This window comes from Streptomyces sp. NPDC002809 (assembly GCF_040295435.1).
In the GTDB taxonomy this organism is placed as follows: domain Bacteria; phylum Actinomycetota; class Actinomycetes; order Streptomycetales; family Streptomycetaceae; genus Streptomyces.
In genome coordinates, this window is record NZ_JBEOVJ010000009.1 from 108,793 (window position 1) to 125,485 (window position 16,693).

Here is a 16,693-nt window from a genome sequence, read left to right on the forward strand (position 1 = left end):
GCGGGCTCAGCGTGCGGTGCTGGTGTGGACGTACTCGACGAGGCGCGACAGCGCGTCCGGGTCCATGTTCGGCATCACACCGTGGCCCAGGTTGAAGATGTGGCCCTCCAGACCGGCGGCGGCGTCCAGCACCTCCTGGGTCTTGGCCTCCACGGCGGCGGTCGGGGCGAACAGCACGGCGGGGTCGAGGTTGCCCTGGAGCGCCTTGCCGGGGCCGACGCGGCGGGCGGCCTCGTCCATCGGGACCCGCCAGTCGACGCCGACGACGTCCGCGCCTGCCTCGCCCATGAGACCGAGCAGTTCACCGGTGCCGACACCGAAGTGGATGCGCGGGACGCCGTACGACGCGACGGCGTCGAAGACCTTCGCGGAGGCGGGCAGCACCGAGCGGCGGTAGTCGGCCGGGGCCAGGGCGCCGACCCAGGAGTCGAACAGCTGCACCGCGGAGACGCCGGCCTCGATCTGGACCTTGAGGAAGGCGCCGGTGATCTCGGCGAGACGGTCGAGCAGGTCGGCCCAGAGCTCCGGGTCGCCGTACATCAGTGCCTTGGTGTGCTCGTGGTTGCGGGACGGGCCGCCCTCCACGAGGTAGCTGGCGAGGGTGAACGGCGCGCCCGCGAATCCGATCAGCGGGGTGGAGCCGAGTTCGGCGGTGAGCAGGCCGATGGCCTCGGTGACGTACCAGACGTCCTCGGGCGTGAGATCGCGCAGCCGGGCGAGGTCGGCGCGGGTGCGGATCGGCTCGGCGATCACCGGTCCGACGCCGGGCTTGATGTCGAGGTCGATGCCGATCGCCTTGAGCGGGACGACGATGTCGCTGAAGTAGATCGCGGCGTCGACCTTGTGGCGGCGGACGGGCTGCATGGTGATCTCGGCGACGAGCTCCGGCATCATGCAGGAGTCGAGCATCGGGATGCCTTCGCGCACCTTCAGGTACTCGGGCAGCGAGCGCCCCGCCTGGCGCATGAACCAGACGGGCGTGTGCGGCACGGACTCGCGCCGGCACGCCTTCAGGAACACCGACTCGTGGGTGGCGGGGGTTTTCGTCTGGTGGCCCGAGGGGCGGTCAATAGCGCTCACACACAGAATCTTCGCACGCACACGGAGGGAGCCCTGCCTCGCGCGGGTGTCCTTTCGCGCGCGCGGCTCCGGTTCCGCCTACTCTTCCCCGCATGGCTCCGGCGCAGGGACACTTCTCCGATCAATCCGATGGTGCTGACGGCACGGACAGTGCGGAGGGTGACTCCGTCCCGTCCGCGTTCCGTTCGGCGGTGGACGCACTGCGCTCGGCGCGGCTCAGGCCCGAGCTCGAGGTGGAGCCGACACGGCCGCCGAAACGCCTGGCTCCGTACGCGTACGCACTGGAGGCGGCCGTCGTGGACGGGGAGGACGATCTTGCCGACGGGCGGCTCGTCCTGCTCCACGACCCCGCCGGGCACGAGGCCTGGCAGGGCAATTTCCGGCTGGTGACGCTGGTGCGCGCCGAGCTGGAGCCGGAGATGGCCTCCGATCCGCTGCTGCCGGAGGTGTGCTGGTCGTGGCTGACCGGCGCGCTGGAGGCGCGCGGCCTTTCGTACGGGGAGGCGGGCGGCACGGTCACCCGGGCGGGTTCGCACTACTTCGGTGCGCTGGCGACACGGCGTCCGGCGACGCAGATCGAGATCCGGGCGTCCTGGACGCCGCGCGAGGGCCGCGGCGGTGTGCCGGACTCGGCGGCGCATCTGATGGCGTGGGGCGACCTGCTGTGCCAGATCGCGGGTCTGCCGCCGTCGGAGCACGTGGACGCGGCGGTGGTGACGCTGCCGCAGCGGCGCGGGCCGCAGGTTTCGTAGGGCGCGATCCCCGCGCTCCCCGCGCTCTCCGACGATCCGAGGTTCCGTGACGCTGCGTCACGGAACCTCGCACATTTACCGGCTCTCTCTTCGTACAATCGATCGCGCGTCCTATTTGCCCGAATTGTTACTCACCAAATCGTGATCTTCCTCTAAAGGAGCAGGGGTCTGCTGCCGAAGGAGTCAGTGACCCTTCAAGCACGGTTCGCCCCGGCTTCATCCCCGAGCCGGCCCGTCCCGCCACTCCCCAGGAGGCCTGGTGTCCGTTCTCCTAGAGCAGCCCGCAAGCCCGGTCGCCTACCGCCCTAACAAGCCGACGGCCATGGTCGTCGTGGCCGACCCGCGCGTCCGTTCCACCGTCACCCGCCATCTGTGGGCACTCGGAGTACGTGACGTCATCGAGGCGTCGTCCATCGCGGAGGCCCGCCCCCGCGTCGGCAACCCGCGCGACATCTGCGTTGCCGACGTCCATCTGCCCGACGGTTCCGGGCTGACCCTGTTGTCCGAAACCCGAGCCGCCGGCTGGCCGAACGGCCTCGCCCTCTCCGCCGCCGATGACATCGGCGCGGTGCGCAACGCCCTCGCGGGCGGCGTCAAGGGCTATGTCGTCACCGGCACCCGTACCAACATCGGCCACCCCACCCGTCCCGGCGTCGTACCCATCGGCGCCACCGCCGCCCGTATGCACCGCCGGCCCCCCGGCACCCCGAGCCACCCGGGCGGCTACCGCGAACTGTCCGGCCGCGAGGTGGAGGTCCTGCGGCTCGTCGCCGAAGGGCAGTCCAACAAGGCCATCGGCGTCTCCATGGGGCTGTCCGCCCTCACCGTCAAGAGCCACCTCGCCCGAATCGCCCGCAAGCTCGGCACCGGAGACCGCGCAGGCATGGTCGCCGTCGCCCTGCGAACGGGCATCATCCACTGATTCCGCACCCCCGCCGGTGTGCAGAGATGCGGAACCGGCTGGATTACATGCATCGGCGCCCGTCGACGGATCATTCCGTCGACGGGCGCCGTACATACACAGATACCCTTGATACGTGACCGACGCCCAAGAGACCGCAGCAGACACTTCACTGCGAAACACCGGGGGCGCTCCCCCGGACGACGTCGCCCCGGCGCCGACCCCCTTGCTCGAACCTCGCGAGGGCATCCCACCGGTGGTGGCCTCCGACGACGCCCTGGCCAGGGTGATCGCGGCCTTCGCCGCGGGCTCCGGCCCGGTGGCCGTGGACGCCGAGCGCGCCTCCGGCTACCGGTACGGGCAGCGCGCCTACCTCGTACAGCTGCGCCGTGACGGCGCGGGCAGCGCGCTCGTCGACCCGGTGGGCTGCCCGGACCTGTCCGGTCTCGGCGAGGCCCTGCACGGCACCGAGTGGATCCTGCACGCGGCGACCCAGGACCTGCCCTGTCTGCGCGAGATAGGGATGACGCCGACGGGGCTCTTCGACACCGAGCTGGCCGGACGGCTGGCCGGTTTCCCGCGGGTCGGCCTCGGCGCGATGGTCGAGAGCGTGCTCGGCTACTCCCTGGAGAAGGGCCACTCGGCCGTCGACTGGTCGACGCGTCCGCTGCCCGATCCCTGGCTGCGCTACGCGGCGCTCGACGTCGAGCTGCTGATCGATCTGCGCGACGCCCTGGAGGAGGAGCTCGACCGGCAGGGCAAGCTGGAGTGGGCGCAGGAGGAGTTCGCCTCCATCGCCTCGGCGCCGCCCGCTCCCCCGCGCCAGGACCCGTGGCGTCGCACGTCAGGCATGCACAAGGTCCGGCGGCGACGGCAGATGGCGGTGGTCCGGGAGCTGTGGACCATGCGTGACCAGATCGCCCAGCGCCGCGACATCTCCCCCGGCAAGGTGCTCGGGGACGCCGCGATCGTGGAGGCCGCCCTCGCGCTCCCGCCCAACGCCCAGGCCCTGACCGCGCTGCCCGGCTTCGGGCACCGCATGGGCCGGCGTCAGCTGGAGCAGTGGCAGGCGGCCGTGGACCGCGCGAAGGAGCTGCCCGATTCGGAGCTCCCCCAGCCCGGCGCACCCCTGTCCGGACCGCCGCCGCCCCGCGCCTGGGCGGACAAGGACCCGGTGGCCGCAGCCCGGCTCTCTGCCGCCCGCGCGGCCGTGTCCGAGCTCGCCGAACGGCTGAACATGCCGCAGGAGAACCTCATCACCCCCGACACCGTCCGCCGGGTGTGCTGGGAACCGCCGAAGAACCTGACGCCCGACACGGTCGAGAGCGCGCTCCTCGGATACGGGGCACGGCACTGGCAGATCGGCCAAGTGGCCCCGATCCTGCTGCGCGCGCTCGCTTCGGAGGCCTGAGAAGGCATCCGCCAGGGGCGTATTCACGCCAGGTTGGTGCGGTCCACGGCCGCCTCACCACGTTCCCTCCATGACCCGGACGGCCCCATTTCGGGGCCGTCCGGGCTTTTTCGCGGGTGTGACCTTCGCCGCTCCCGCCACAAGGACTGGGCAGTCTGGTTACCCGCAAGTAGCATGAGGGTGGCGGCGCGCTCCTGGGCGTGCCCCGCAGCAGTGCCATCCCGCACCCTGGAGGAGAGCCACCGTGCCTCGTACCATCCGGGACGTCGTCTTCGTCGACGGCGTCCGCACCCCGTTCGGCAAAGCGGGCCCGAAGGGCATCTACCACGAGACCCGCGCCGACGATCTCGTCGTGAAGGCCATCCGGGAGCTGCTGCGCCGCAACCCGGACCTGGACCCCGCATTGATCGACGAGGTCGCCATCGCCGCGACCACGCAGATCGGCGACCAGGGCCTCACGCTCGGCCGCACCGCCGGAATCCTGGCCGGGCTGCCGCAGTCGGTCCCCGGCTACTCCATCGACCGCATGTGTGCGGGCGCCCTGACCGCCGTCACCTCGACGGCCGGCTCCATCGCCTTCGGCGCGTACGACGTCGTCGTCGCCGGCGGTGTCGAGCACATGGGCCGCCACCCGATGGGCGAGGGCGTGGACCCGAACCCGCGCTTCGTGTCGGAGAAGCTGGTCGACGAGTCCGCCCTGTTCATGGGCATGACCGCGGAGAACCTGCACGACCGGTACCCCACGATCACCAAGCAGCGCGCCGACGAGTACGCGGTGCGTTCGCAGGAGAAGGCCGCCAAGGCGTACGCCAACGGCAAGATCCAGCAGGACCTGGTGCCGGTCTCCGTGCGCCGGACCAACCCCGAGGCCGGCGAGACGGGCTGGGGCCTGGTCACCGCCGACGAGCCGATGCGTCCGGGCACCACGATGGAGTCCCTGGCCGGTCTGAAGACCCCGTTCCGCGCCCACGGCCGCGTGACGGCCGGTAACGCCGCAGGTCTCAACGACGGCGCCACCGCCTCACTGCTCGCCGCCGAGGACGTCGCCCGCGAGCTGGGCCTCCCGGTCAGGATGCGCCTCGTCTCCTACGCCTTCGCGGGCGTCGAGCCGGAGGTCATGGGCTACGGCCCGATCCCGGCCACGGAGAAGGCTCTGTCGAAGGCCGGCCTGTCCATCTCGGACATCGGCCTCTTCGAGATCAACGAGGCGTTCGCCGTGCAGGTGCTCGCCTTCCTGGAGCACTACGGCATCGCCGACGACGACGCCCGCGTCAACCAGTACGGCGGCGCGATCGCCTACGGCCACCCGCTGGCCTCCTCCGGTGTCCGGCTGATGACCCAGCTGGCCCGTCAGTTCGAGGAGCAGCCGGAGGTCCGCTACGGCCTGACGACCATGTGCGTCGGCTTCGGCATGGGCGCGACGGTCGTCTGGGAGAACCCGCACTTCGACGGAGGCAACAAGTGAGCACGACCACCACTGAGCTTCTGAAGGGTGCGGCCGAGCTGTTCCCCGGCGAGGTCGTCACCCAGGCGCACGTACGCCACCTCGACCTGCCGGCCGGTGCGGGGCGCTTCGCCCTCATCACGCTGGACAACGGCCTGGACCACACCAAGCCGACCACCTTCGGACCGCAGTCGCTGGCGAACCTGGACGCCGCCGTCGACCAGGTCGAGAAGGAGGCCGCCGAGGGCTCGATCACCGGTGTCGGCATCACCGGGAAGCCGTTCATCTTCGCGGTCGGCGCCGACCTCAAGGGCGTCGAGCTGCTGAAGGAGCACAAGGACGCGCTCGCCATCGGCAAGGGCGGCCACGACGTCTTCCGCCGCCTGTCCGGTCTCGCGGTGCCGACGTTCGCGTACTACAACGGCGCCGCGATGGGCGGCGGTGTCGAGGTCGGTCTGCACTGCTCGTACCGCACCGTCTCCAAGGCGCTGCCCGCGTTCTCGCTGCCCGAGGTCTTCCTCGGTCTGGTCCCCGGCTGGGGCGGCTGCGCACTGCTTCCCAACCTGATCGGTGCCGACCGCGCGGTCTCGGTGATCATCGAGAACTCGCTGAACCAGAACCGTCAGCTCAAGGGCAAGCAGGTCTTCGAGCTCGGGATCGCCGACGCCCTCTTCGAGGGTGCGGACTTCCTGGAGCAGTCGCTGATCTGGACCGCGAACGTGCTGAACGGCACGGTCACGGTCGAGCGCCCCGAGATCGACCGCGGTGACGCCTGGGACCAGGCCGTCGCGCGTGGCAAGGCCGTCGCCGACTCCAAGGTGCACGGCGCGGCCCCGGCCGCGTACCGCGCGCTGGAGATCATCGCCGCGGCCAAGGACGGCGACCTGGGTGCCGGCTTCGACCGCGAGGACCAGGCCCTCGCGGACCTGATCATGGGCGGTGAGCTGCGCGCCGGGATCTACTCGTTCAACCTGGTCCAGAAGCGCGCCAAGCGCCCCGCCGGTGCCCCGGACAAGGCCCTGGCCCGCCCGGTGACCAAGGTCGGCGTGGTGGGCGCGGGCCTGATGGCCTCGCAGCTCGCCCTGCTGTTCCTCCGCCGTCTGGAGGTGCCGGTCGTCCTGACCGACATCGACCAGGCACGGGTCGACAAGGGTGTGGGCTACGTCCACGCCGAGATCGAGAAGCTGCTCGGCAAGGGCCGCATCAACCAGGACAAGGCCAACCGCCTCAAGGCCCTGGTCTCCGGTGTGCTGGACAAGGCGGAGGGCTTCTCCGACGCCGACTTCATCATCGAGGCCGTCTTCGAGGAGATCGGCGTCAAGCAGCAGGTGTTCGCGGAGGTCGAGGCGGTCGCCCCGGCGCACGCGATCCTCGCCACCAACACCTCGTCCCTCTCGGTCACCGAGATGGCGTCGAAGCTGAAGAACCCCGAGCGGGTCGTCGGCTTCCACTTCTTCAACCCGGTCGCGATCCTCCCGCTCCTGGAGATCGTCCGCGGCGAGCAGACCGACGACGCCTCGCTGGCCACGGCCTTCGGTGTCGCGCGGAAGCTGAAGAAGACCGCGGTGCTGGTGAAGGACGCCCCGGCGTTCGTCGTCAACCGCATCCTCACCCGCTTCATGGGCGAGATCCAGAACGTCATCGACGAGGGCACCCCGGTCGAGGTCGCGGAGAAGGCCATCGAGCCGCTCGGCCTGCCGATGTCCCCGCTGGTGCTCCTGGAGCTGGTCGGCCCGGCGATCGGCCTGCACGTCTCCGAGACCCTGAACCGCGCCTTCCCGGAGCGCTTCACCGTCTCCGAGAACCTCGCGGCGGTCGTCAAGGCCGGCAAGCGCGGCTTCTACGTCTACGACTCCGGCAAGCCGGAGCTGGACCCGGAGGTCGCCGCACTCCTGAAGCAGGGCGACGTCGTCCTGTCCGAGGAGCAGGTCCGGGACCGCGTCCTGGACGCGGTCGCGCAGGAGATCGGTCTGATGCTGGACGAGGGCGTCGTCGCCGAGGCCCAGGACATCGACCTCTGCCTGATCACCGGCGCGGGCTGGCCCTTCCACCTGGGCGGCATCACGCCGTACCTGGACCGCGAGGGCGTCTCCGAGCGGGTCAACGGCAAGAAGTTCCTGGCGCAGGGCGTGGCGAGCGTTCCGGCGTAACACCGTCACGGTGAACGCGGCGAGGGTCGTACGGGATCGCTCCCGTACGGCCCTCGCCCATTCCGCCTCCCCATGACACGGGACGGCCTGCTAACGGATGCCCACTTCCCGCACGAACTCGCCCAGCCAGGCACGGAAGTCCGGGCCGAGGTCCTCGCGCTCGCAGGCCAGCCGGACGACGGCACGCAGGTAGTCGCCCCGGTCCCCGGTGTCGTAGCGGCGGCCGCCGAAGACCACCGCGTGCACGGGACCACCGAGAGTCGGGTCGAGGGCCAACTGGCGCAGGGCGTCGGTCAGCTGGATCTCGCCTCCGCGGCCCGGCGGGGTCCTGCGCAGGATGTCGAAGATCTGCGGGGCGAGGACGTAACGCCCGATCACGGCGAGATTGCTGGGCGCGGTGCCCGGTTCGGGCTTCTCGACCAGATCGGTGACGGCCAGCACGTCGCCCTCCTCGTCGTCCAGGGGGGCCACGGCCGCGCATCCGTACAGGTGGGTACGGTCGTCCTCGACCTCCATGAGCGCCACGACGCTGCCGCCACGCTGCTCCTGGACCTCCAGCATCCGGGCGAGCAGCGGATCGCGTTCGTCGATGAGGTCGTCGCCGAGCAGCACCGCGAACGGGGCGTCACCGACGTGCGGTTCGGCGCAGAGGACGGCGTGGCCCAGGCCGAGCGGGTTGCCCTGCCGCACGTAGTGGACGTCGGCCAGTTCGCTCGACTCACGGACCTGGCGCAGCTTGCCGGTGTCGCCCTTCAGCTCCAGCAGGTGCTCCAGTTCGTAGGCACAGTCGAAGTGGTCCTCCAGCGCCCGTTTGTTACGGCCGGTGACCATGAGCACGTCGTCGAGTCCGCTGCGAACGGCCTCCGCCACCACGTACTCGATGGCGGGCCGGTCCACGACCGGGAGCATCTCCTTGGGAGTCGCCTTGGTCGCGGGGAGGAATCGGGTGCCGAGACCCGCGGCCGGGATGACGGCCTTGCGGGTACGGCGGTGGTGCGTAGACATGAAGGTGTGCACTCCGGAGAGAAGGGTGTCAGGCCTTGTCGGGGCTGACGGTGAAGGACAGCTCGTTGCCGGGCGTGAAGAAGACCCTCCCGCGTGCCGGTCCCTGCGTCGGGTGGTGCCAGCGCTGTGTGGGATAGACGTCGATCCGCTTGCGCTCCAGGATGTCGTCGAAGAAGCGCGCCAGCCGGATACGCGACTGGCCGGGTTCGCGCTCCAGCCACAGGTCCCAGTCGTCGTGGCCGCCCGACGAGGCGGCAACCACCCCGGCGAACGGCAGATGCGCCTCGAAGGCGCCGTCGTGTCCCACGGAGACCTGGCCCGACACCGTGGACGCGAGACTCCCCTTGCGGGGCATGGCCCCCAGCCGCAGACCGGAGAGGTCGGTGCCCGGCGGAACGACCAGGCCGCCGCGGACGATCCAGCCGTCCTGCCCCACCAGCACGGCATGCACCTCGGCATGCTCCGCACGATGACGCACGAAGACCGACAGATGGCCGTCCGCGGTGCGGTAGGGCACGGGCCAGTACGCGGGACCTTGCGCCGGGATCCGGCGGACCAGCAGACCGCCGGTGTGGACGCCGTCCACGGAGAGCGGCTGACGGCGGCCGTCCGGCAGCTCCAGGTCGATGTCGTAGCGGCCCTCGGCGAGGACCGGCGGTTCGGCGGGGACCGTGTGCACCGCCCGCAGAGTGCCCGTCGCCTCGTCCACCGACGTCCCGAGGGCGGCCAGCCTGACCAGCGTCTCGCCCCTGCGCGGGGTGACGCACAGCGCGGGGGGCTCCGAGCCGGGGTGCAGCTCGGTGCGGACCTCGATCGTGCCGTCGCCGCGCACCAGTACCTCCGCCGGGACACCGGACGGGGCGGCGGGCGGCTCCGCGACGGTGCGCTCCTTGGGTATCGAGGCCGCCACGTCCCGCAGGAACCCGTCGTAACGGAAGGCGATCTGCTCGGCGCTGTAGAGCGGGGCCGTGGCGTAGGCGCCCTGGGACAACTTCTCCCGCTCGGCCGGCTGTTCGATGAGGTAGCGCATCGCCTGGGCCATGGCCTCCTCGTCACCGACCGGGACCAGGATGCCGTTGTGGCCCGGGACGACGATCTCGCCGGGACCGAAGGGCGCATCGGCCGCGAGGACCGGAAGCCCGTGGTGCATGGCCTCCACCATGGTCAGTCCGAAGGACTCGCGGCGGGCCGCGCTCACCGCGAACGCGGCCTTGTCCCACTCCGCCGTGAGGTCGGGCAGCGCGCCCATGAGACGGACGGCGTCGCTGAGCCCGTGCGCGTGCACGAGGTCCTGGAGGCGCGCGTGCTCGGCCCCGCGGCCGAAGATGCGCAGCCGCCACTGCGGGTGGTGGGGAGCGACCAGGGCGAACGCGTTGATCAGCGTGTCGAAGCCCTTGCGCGGAACGAGCTGTCCTGCGGCGGCGATCAGCGGCAGGCCGCGCACCGGGGCGTGCCGGGCCGGCGGCGGCACGATGTTGCCGATGCCGGCGAGCAGGGGCGCCCGGTCGCCCAGCTGTCGCCGGTAGTTGTTCATGTCGGCCTGGGTGAGGCAGACGACGCCGTCCATCTCGCGGTACAGCTCCAGCGTGCGCTCGCGCAGCTCCTGGGAGGGCACCATCGAGCCCTCGTGGTCGATGACCACGCGCCCGTAGCCGTGCCGCCCGTGGGCGATGAGATATGCGGCGAACGTGGGCCGGGCAGCGATCACGACATCGGCACCGCAGCTGCCGAGGTGACCGAGGATCAGGTCGTCGACCTGCTCGGTGTACTGGTCGGCCCAGTCGTCCTCCCGCGGCATGATCCGGGACGGCTTGCCGCCCTTGGCCTTCGCCGCGCCCTCACGCCGGTCTTCCAGGTAGCGCAGGGTCACGTCGCCGGACGGCACGAACGACGGCCGGTCCGCTGTACGGAAGACCGAGACGATCTCCACCTCGTGGTGGACCGCCAGCGCGGAGGCCAGGCTGCTGGTCGCCCGGGGTACCCCGCCGAAATTGTCGATGCTGTGGAGCAGGAAGGAGATCCGCACAAGTGTCCTCAGGGATGTCTCGAGGTCCGTAAGGGCCGCTGTCAGTGATGCTCGGTCACCACGAGGGAGAGTTCGTTGTCCGCGGTGAAGTAGGGGCGCAGTCCGACGACGGCACGGCCGACGTCGGGGCCGAACAGATCCGCCGGCTCCTCCCGCACCAGCTCCGGGAAGCGCTGCACATCGCGCCTCACCACCTGGTCGTCGGCGATGCGCGCCACTCTGACCGGCTCGCCGCCGCTGCCGGTGAGCAGCACGTCCCAGTTCTCGCGCATGAGCAGCCGGGCCCTCATGGCCTCTTCCATGTTCAGCTCCGCGCCGAACCAGCCGTCCTCGAAGCGCACCCGGCCTGCTGCCAGTGTGCGCGCGGGCTCCTGGCGGCGGCGCAGCAGCAACGACAGCTCGCCGCCGAGCTGCCACTCCCCGTGCAGCCAGCCCGTCAGCCGAAGGCCCGTGTCGCTGTAGTCGACGGTCACCAGCTCGGCATGGCTGGGGCGGGACCAGACACGCAGACGCAGATAGCCGCCCTCGGTCGCGTACGGGAGCACCCAGTGGAAGTGGTTCAGGTCGCCGAGGTGCCCGACGTCGCGTGCCCCGCCGAGTGTGCACCGCCCGTAGCGCAGGCGCCTCTCCTTGCCCTTGCCGTCCACCACGTAGAAGTCGGCGCGGCCCTCGCCGAGCACGGCAAGGGCGCGAGCGTCGATCAGGGCCCGGGTGCCGCCGCCCTCGACGGCGAAGTCGACCACCTCCTCGCGGCCCTTGCCCTGCTCCTTGACGCGCACGGTGCGGGCACCGGACACGCCCCGCACGGTGACCTCCCATGCGCCGTTCGGCAGCACCCGGCATTCAGCGGTGGGGAGGGGGCGGTCCTCGGCCGGAGCGCCGCCGCTTGCCCGCCGCCCCTTGCCCCAGCGGCCGCGTACCCCGGCCTTGACCGCCTTGAACAGTTCCTCGTACGCCTCGCCGACCTGGTCCGTGCCGGCGGACTGCGCGGCCTGGAGGGCCTGGGCCCGCTGCGCGGAGCGCAGACCCTCGTCCTCCATGTAGCGCTCCAGGGCGTGGGCCGTGCCGTTGACGTCACCGACCGGCACCAGCAGGCCGCCGTGGCCGTCGGCGAGCACCTCGGGAGCTCCGCAGGCCACCTCGGTGGCGACCACGGGCGTGGCCTGGGCGAGCGCCTCCAGGACCGGGCGGGCACTGTCCAGGCGCTCCGCGGTCACCAGGGCGATGTCGGCGTCGTAGAAGTCCTCTTCACCGGCCTCCCGGTCGAACAGCAGGACATCGTCATGGAGTCCCAGCGCGGTGACCAGTTCGCGGGTCTCATGGCGCAGCGGCCCGGTGCCGAACACCCTCAGCTGCCAGCCCGGTTGAGCCGCCCGGGTCCGGGCGAAGGCGTGCAGCGCCAGGTCGACGCGCCGGTGCGAGACCAGCCGCCCGGCGCTGATCACCACACCCGTCGTCGGTTTGTCCGGGCTCTCGGCAAGCAGCACCGGCTCGGCGATGTGGCGCACCGCGACGCCGACGGCGCGCAGCGCCTGGTACTCGGGGGCGACGGCGTCGCCCTGGGTGAGCGGGACGACCGCGTCCAGTTCGCGGTAGAGCTCGGTCCAGCGGGCGCGTACCGACTCCGGGAGCCGCTCGACCGGTGCCGGCTGGCGGGCGATGCGCCGCGCGTGGGGTACCCGGCACTGGGCCAGGACCGCGCCGAGCGCGGAGCTGAGGGCGACCACCACGTCGGCGCCGCTCGCGGTCAGGTGCTTGCGGAGCCGTCCGTCGTCGGCGCGGTTGTAGCGCCGGAACTCGGGGTCGCCCGCGATGACGAGCTGCGAGGTGTTGTCGTCGTCCCGTTCGCCGGCCGCGACCGAGGGGGCCAGGGCCAGGACGCCGACGTTCTTCGGGAGCCGCAGCGCCGGGTGCGGTGCGGCGGCGCCGCGCGCGGTGACGACGGTCACCCGGTGACCGGCGACGAGGGACTGGGCAAGCCGGGCGGCCGCCCGCGCGCCGATGGAATCGGTGGCCAGGGTGTGGACCAGGATCTCGATGTTCATGGCTCAGGCCGCCGTCTTCTCGTACGGGCTCGGCACCGGGTAGAACGCCTCGAGGAATCGGTGGAGCAGTTGGCTCTGGTGCTCGATCTCGGCGGGGTCGCTCGCGGAGTCGTTGAGGCAGAAGGTGTCGCGGTCCCGGCGCAGCAGCAGCAGTTCCAGCTTGTGCTCCAGCTCGGGGTCGTCCAGCGCGAAGTAGCCGTACCGGAGGTCGCCGGGCAGGCTGCGCCCGGAGTAGTAGCCGTAGTAGTGGTGCAGCGAGGAGGCTATGGACAGGTCGGTGACGCTGCGCACGGCGCTGGCGGAGGTGCCCCGGTGCTCTTCGGGGAAGTCCTGTTCGATGGCGGTGAGGACGTCCCGGTTGAGCGCGTACGGCACGTGCTTCATCTTCTGTACGAGCGTGCGGCCGAACCGCTCCTGGATGAGCCGGCGGTTGTTCTTCGCGGCGACCGAGGTGGGCACCTCGTCGGGCTCCGGGGGTCCGTAGGGGACCTGGGCCGGGGACGGGAAGAACTTGGCGATGCCGTTCGGGTGGAAGAAGGCGGAGGGGGTGAGGGTCCGCCCGATGAACATGTCGTCGTTGAAGTAGACGAAGTGGCGCGACAGTCCGGGGATGTGGTGCAGCCTGGACTCGATCGCGTGGCTGTTGAAGGTGGGCAGGTGGGAGGGATCGTCGAAGATCTCCCGGTGGTCCACCACGCGGGCCCTGCCGTCGCCGTCGTCCCACCAGTGCGGGGTCTGCCGGTCGGTGACGACGTAGATGTTCCGCACCCACGGCATGAACATCCGCACCGAGCGGAGGCTGTACTTCAGTTCGTCGCGGGAGACGTAACGGGCCAGGCTGGCCGCCTCCGCGTGGAAGACCTCACCGCGGCTCTCGGCGCGGCGCCGTTGCCAGGCCGGGTCGTCGCCGTCCACCCAGGTGTACACGACGTCGATGGGGAAGGGGTGCTCGTCCGGGAAGAGGATGTCCAGTTCGGGGCGGGTACGGGTCGGGCGCAGCGGCGGCACATCGGACTCGTGGGCCCGGCCCACGAGTCTGGTCATCTGCTCTCCGGGGACGACAAGCTGCTCGAGGCCGAGGGAGACGTGCTCGCTGGCGCGGTTGCGGCGGGGCGCGACGAGGCGGTCGACTCCCTGGCCGGGCACGCTCTCCCCGGGCTCCCAGAACTCGATGTCACAGCCCGTGTCGGCACCATGCGTCAGGTGCCCTTCCTCCGTGGTGCGGAACCAGAAGGCGCGCACGACGGACAGGTCCTTCGCCCGCTCCCAGGTCCTGTCCGAGGAGCCCTCCCACGCGCCGTCGCCTGGGGCCATGCCGGCCTTGGGGCGGGCGATGTAGCCCTGGCTGCCGGACAGGCGGGCGCGTAGCGCGGCCAGGGCCTGGGTGCGCCGGCGCGCGTCGACGCCGACCGCGGAGGCCGTGTCGTCGAGGCCCGGCACCGCGAACCAGTCGATCCGCTCGGCTTCCAGGGCGCGACGGACCTCCAGGTTGTTCAGCTCACGCGCGGCGAGCGGTGTGAGCCGGTCGTGCACCAGCGCGACACGCTTGTGCATGTCCACGATGACCTGCCGCTCCGTACGGCTCCTGCGCAGTTGCGGCGGCGTGGGCTCCGGGCGGGGGCCGGTGCCCATGGAGGTCTCGCCGGCCGTCTCTCGGCCGGAGGTGTCAAACACGCGGTTCACTTTCGTTACGGGGGATGGGTGCTGCGGCAGGAGGAGCGGTTCGCTCACCGTCTGATCTCGGCCTTCCCTGACCGGTCCTGCGAACGGCTCGTGTTGCGGTACTCGTCCGAGTCCACCCGCTCGAAGCGGCTGGGGACGGGGAAGTACGCGTCGAGAAAGCTCCTGACCATGCGCTCCTGGGCCTCGGGGTCGGGATGCTCGACGGTGTCGTTCAGGCAGAACGTGTCGAAGTTCCGGTGCGCGAGGAGGTTGTCCAGGCGGCGCCGGGCCTGGTCGGCGGCGAGGTCGATGTACTGGTAGCGCAGGTTCCCGGCGGTCGTACGGCCGGTGTGGAAGCCGTAGTAGTGGTGCAGGGACGACGCGATCGGGACGTCCTCGGGGGACCGGAACCGGGAGTGCTGGGTGCGGTGGTGCTCCTCGCCGTAGACCAGCTCGATGTCGGCGAGGATGCTGCGGCGCAACGGATGCGGGGTGTGCTTCATCTTCTGCGCGATACGGGTACCGAAGGACCGCTCGATCAGTGCCCGGCTGTTCTTGCCCGCCGCGTTCACCGGCAGGTCGTCCGTGTCCGCGGGGCCGCTCGGTATGAGCGCCTTGGACTGGAAGAACTTGGTCAGGCCATTGGTGTGGAAGAAGCGTTCGGCGCCGAGCGGGCGGCCGAAGAACACATCGTCGTTGAGGTAGAGGAAGTGCTCCGACAGCCCGTCGATGTGGTGCAACTGGCTTTCGATGGCGTGGGAGTTGAACGTGGGCAGAGCAGTGGCGTCCGAGAAGATCTCGCGGTGGTCGACGACCCGGAGGCCCGGGGCGTCGGTGTCCAGCCAGCCGGGCACCTGTCCTGCGGTGACCAGGTAGACGTTACGGACCCAGGGTGCGTACTGGTGCAGGGAGCGCAGGGAGTAGCGCAGTTCGTCGCGGCTGGTGAAGCGCGCGTCGTTGGCTGCCTGGGCGTGCAGTGCCTGAGGCGTGCCGCCCGTCCGTCCCGCGCGGACGGCGTCGCGTTCGGCGCTCCACTTGGGGTCGGAGTCGTCGACCCAGGTGTAGACGACGTCGATGGGGAAGAGGTGGTCCTCTGCCAGGGGTTGGGTGAATTCGGCCACGGTGCGCGCGCTGCCCGTGGTGTAGGCGCCGGGCACCAGGGCGAACAGGGCCTGCGGGACGGTGTGGCGTGGTGCGTCGACGGGCACCTCCTCCACCACCCGGTTGGGTCGGGGTGCCTCGAACCGGCCCGCCCGTTCCGGCCAGAACTCCAGGTCACAGCCCTGATCGGCGCCGAAGACGAGCTCCTGCGTGGGGTCGGTGACGTACCAGGCGACCCGTAGGGCCTCGTGCCTGCGCAGCTGGCGCCAGGACCTGTCGTCGTCGCCGGGTCGCATGCCCGACTCCGATGCGGTGGCCGCGCCCACGTAGCCCGGCGTCTGCTCGAAGGCGATCTGGAGCATCTCCTGGGCCGGCTCCCGCAGCGCGGCGGGCACCGCGACCGTCGGGACGTCCTGCGTGGCCCCGCGGACACAGAAGTACTCGATGCCCCCGGCCTCAAGCGCGGCGATGAGAATGTGCAGATTGCGTGCCCGGGCAGCCCAGGCCGTGGCGCCCTCCACGAGCAGGGCGTGCATGTGCCGGCCCTTGACGCGCACCACGCGGCGCGTGGAGGCGGCACTGTGCCGGGGCGCGTTGCGGCGGCCGCCCATCGCCCAGACGACCGTCGCCGAACGGACGGCGTCGACGGAGGTGAACGAGGACTTCACGGCGGAGCGCAGCGGGGCCGGTACCTTGCGGACGATGCCCCTTCGCGCGCCCACCGGCATCACGGACCGGTACGCCGAAACGAGCGATCCCGCCTCCGGATTACCGGAACCGACCACGAGGCATCCACCACCCACGCCACTGCGGTCCAGCGTCTGCCGCGACCGGGCACCCCCTCGTGCCCGGGTGACGGACGGTATGAGACCGAAACCTGTCATCCCCATGGAGACCACCCCGCTGGACGGTCACACCTGCTCACCCGCGGGCAAGTCACAGAACCTTCACATAAAGAGCCGATCAACGTCCAGCCAGAAAGACGGACATACGGGCCATATGCTCGTGATGAATCCCACCGGGAGCTCGTACAACCTTTTACGACTTCACGAGAACGGCACATGAATTCGAGCCGACGCACCGGTGTCGCCCGGAGCTACGGAAGGGGTCGTCAGA

11 protein-coding genes are annotated in these 16,693 nt (G+C 70.9%); 5 read left to right on the forward strand and 6 right to left on the reverse strand.

Going from position 1 to position 16,693, the window contains the following annotated elements; translation table 11 throughout:
• Positions 1 to 6: 6 nt before the first annotated feature.
• Positions 7 to 1,080, reverse strand: a complete 1,074-nt coding sequence (gene hemE, locus ABT025_RS08665) for a uroporphyrinogen decarboxylase (protein ID WP_350991370.1) — start codon at positions 1,078 to 1,080, stop codon at positions 7 to 9.
• A gap of 92 nt (positions 1,081 to 1,172) precedes the next feature.
• Between hemE and ABT025_RS08670 the strand changes: the two genes are divergently transcribed.
• From ABT025_RS08670 to ABT025_RS08690, 5 genes are all read left to right on the forward strand, one after another.
• Complete coding sequence (locus ABT025_RS08670; protein WP_350991372.1) at positions 1,173 to 1,832, forward strand: DUF3000 domain-containing protein; 660 nt, start codon at positions 1,173 to 1,175, stop codon at positions 1,830 to 1,832.
• A gap of 259 nt (positions 1,833 to 2,091) precedes the next feature.
• Complete coding sequence (locus tag ABT025_RS08675; RefSeq protein WP_350991374.1) at positions 2,092 to 2,754, forward strand: helix-turn-helix transcriptional regulator; 663 nt, start codon at positions 2,092 to 2,094, stop codon at positions 2,752 to 2,754.
• A gap of 115 nt (positions 2,755 to 2,869) precedes the next feature.
• Positions 2,870 to 4,144 (forward strand): ribonuclease D, encoded by a 1,275-nt coding sequence (locus ABT025_RS08680; protein ID WP_350991376.1) that lies wholly within the window; start codon positions 2,870 to 2,872, stop codon positions 4,142 to 4,144.
• Between the two features lie 244 nt (positions 4,145 to 4,388).
• Positions 4,389 to 5,609: a thiolase family protein gene (locus ABT025_RS08685; RefSeq protein WP_350991378.1), complete on the forward strand. Its 1,221-nt coding sequence runs from the start codon at positions 4,389 to 4,391 to the stop codon at positions 5,607 to 5,609.
• Positions 5,606 to 7,738, forward strand: a complete 2,133-nt coding sequence (locus ABT025_RS08690) for a 3-hydroxyacyl-CoA dehydrogenase NAD-binding domain-containing protein (RefSeq protein WP_350991382.1) — start codon at positions 5,606 to 5,608, stop codon at positions 7,736 to 7,738. Before ABT025_RS08685 ends, ABT025_RS08690 begins: the two co-directional genes overlap by 4 nt.
• Before the next feature lie 90 nt (positions 7,739 to 7,828).
• Here the strand turns inward: ABT025_RS08690 and galU are convergent, their stop codons facing one another.
• The 5 genes from galU to ABT025_RS08715 are packed head-to-tail and all read right to left on the reverse strand — an operon-like array spanning position 7,829 to position 16,305.
• The gene (gene galU / locus ABT025_RS08695) at positions 7,829 to 8,743 is read right to left on the reverse strand and encodes a UTP--glucose-1-phosphate uridylyltransferase GalU (RefSeq protein ID WP_350991385.1); all 915 of its coding nucleotides are present in this window, start codon (positions 8,741 to 8,743) and stop codon (positions 7,829 to 7,831) included.
• A gap of 28 nt (positions 8,744 to 8,771) precedes the next feature.
• A complete protein-coding gene (locus tag ABT025_RS08700) occupies positions 8,772 to 10,769 on the reverse strand; it encodes a glycosyltransferase (RefSeq protein WP_350991387.1) in 1,998 nt (665 codons plus the stop codon).
• A gap of 41 nt (positions 10,770 to 10,810) precedes the next feature.
• Complete coding sequence (locus ABT025_RS08705) at positions 10,811 to 12,814, reverse strand: glycosyltransferase (protein ID WP_350991389.1); 2,004 nt, start codon at positions 12,812 to 12,814, stop codon at positions 10,811 to 10,813.
• 3 nt (positions 12,815 to 12,817) lie between these two features.
• Positions 12,818 to 14,488, reverse strand: a complete 1,671-nt coding sequence (locus tag ABT025_RS08710; protein ID WP_350991391.1) for a stealth family protein — start codon at positions 14,486 to 14,488, stop codon at positions 12,818 to 12,820.
• 53 nt (positions 14,489 to 14,541) lie between these two features.
• Positions 14,542 to 16,305: a stealth family protein gene (locus ABT025_RS08715; protein WP_350991466.1), complete on the reverse strand. Its 1,764-nt coding sequence runs from the start codon at positions 16,303 to 16,305 to the stop codon at positions 14,542 to 14,544.
• Between the last annotated feature and the right edge of the window lie 388 nt (positions 16,306 to 16,693).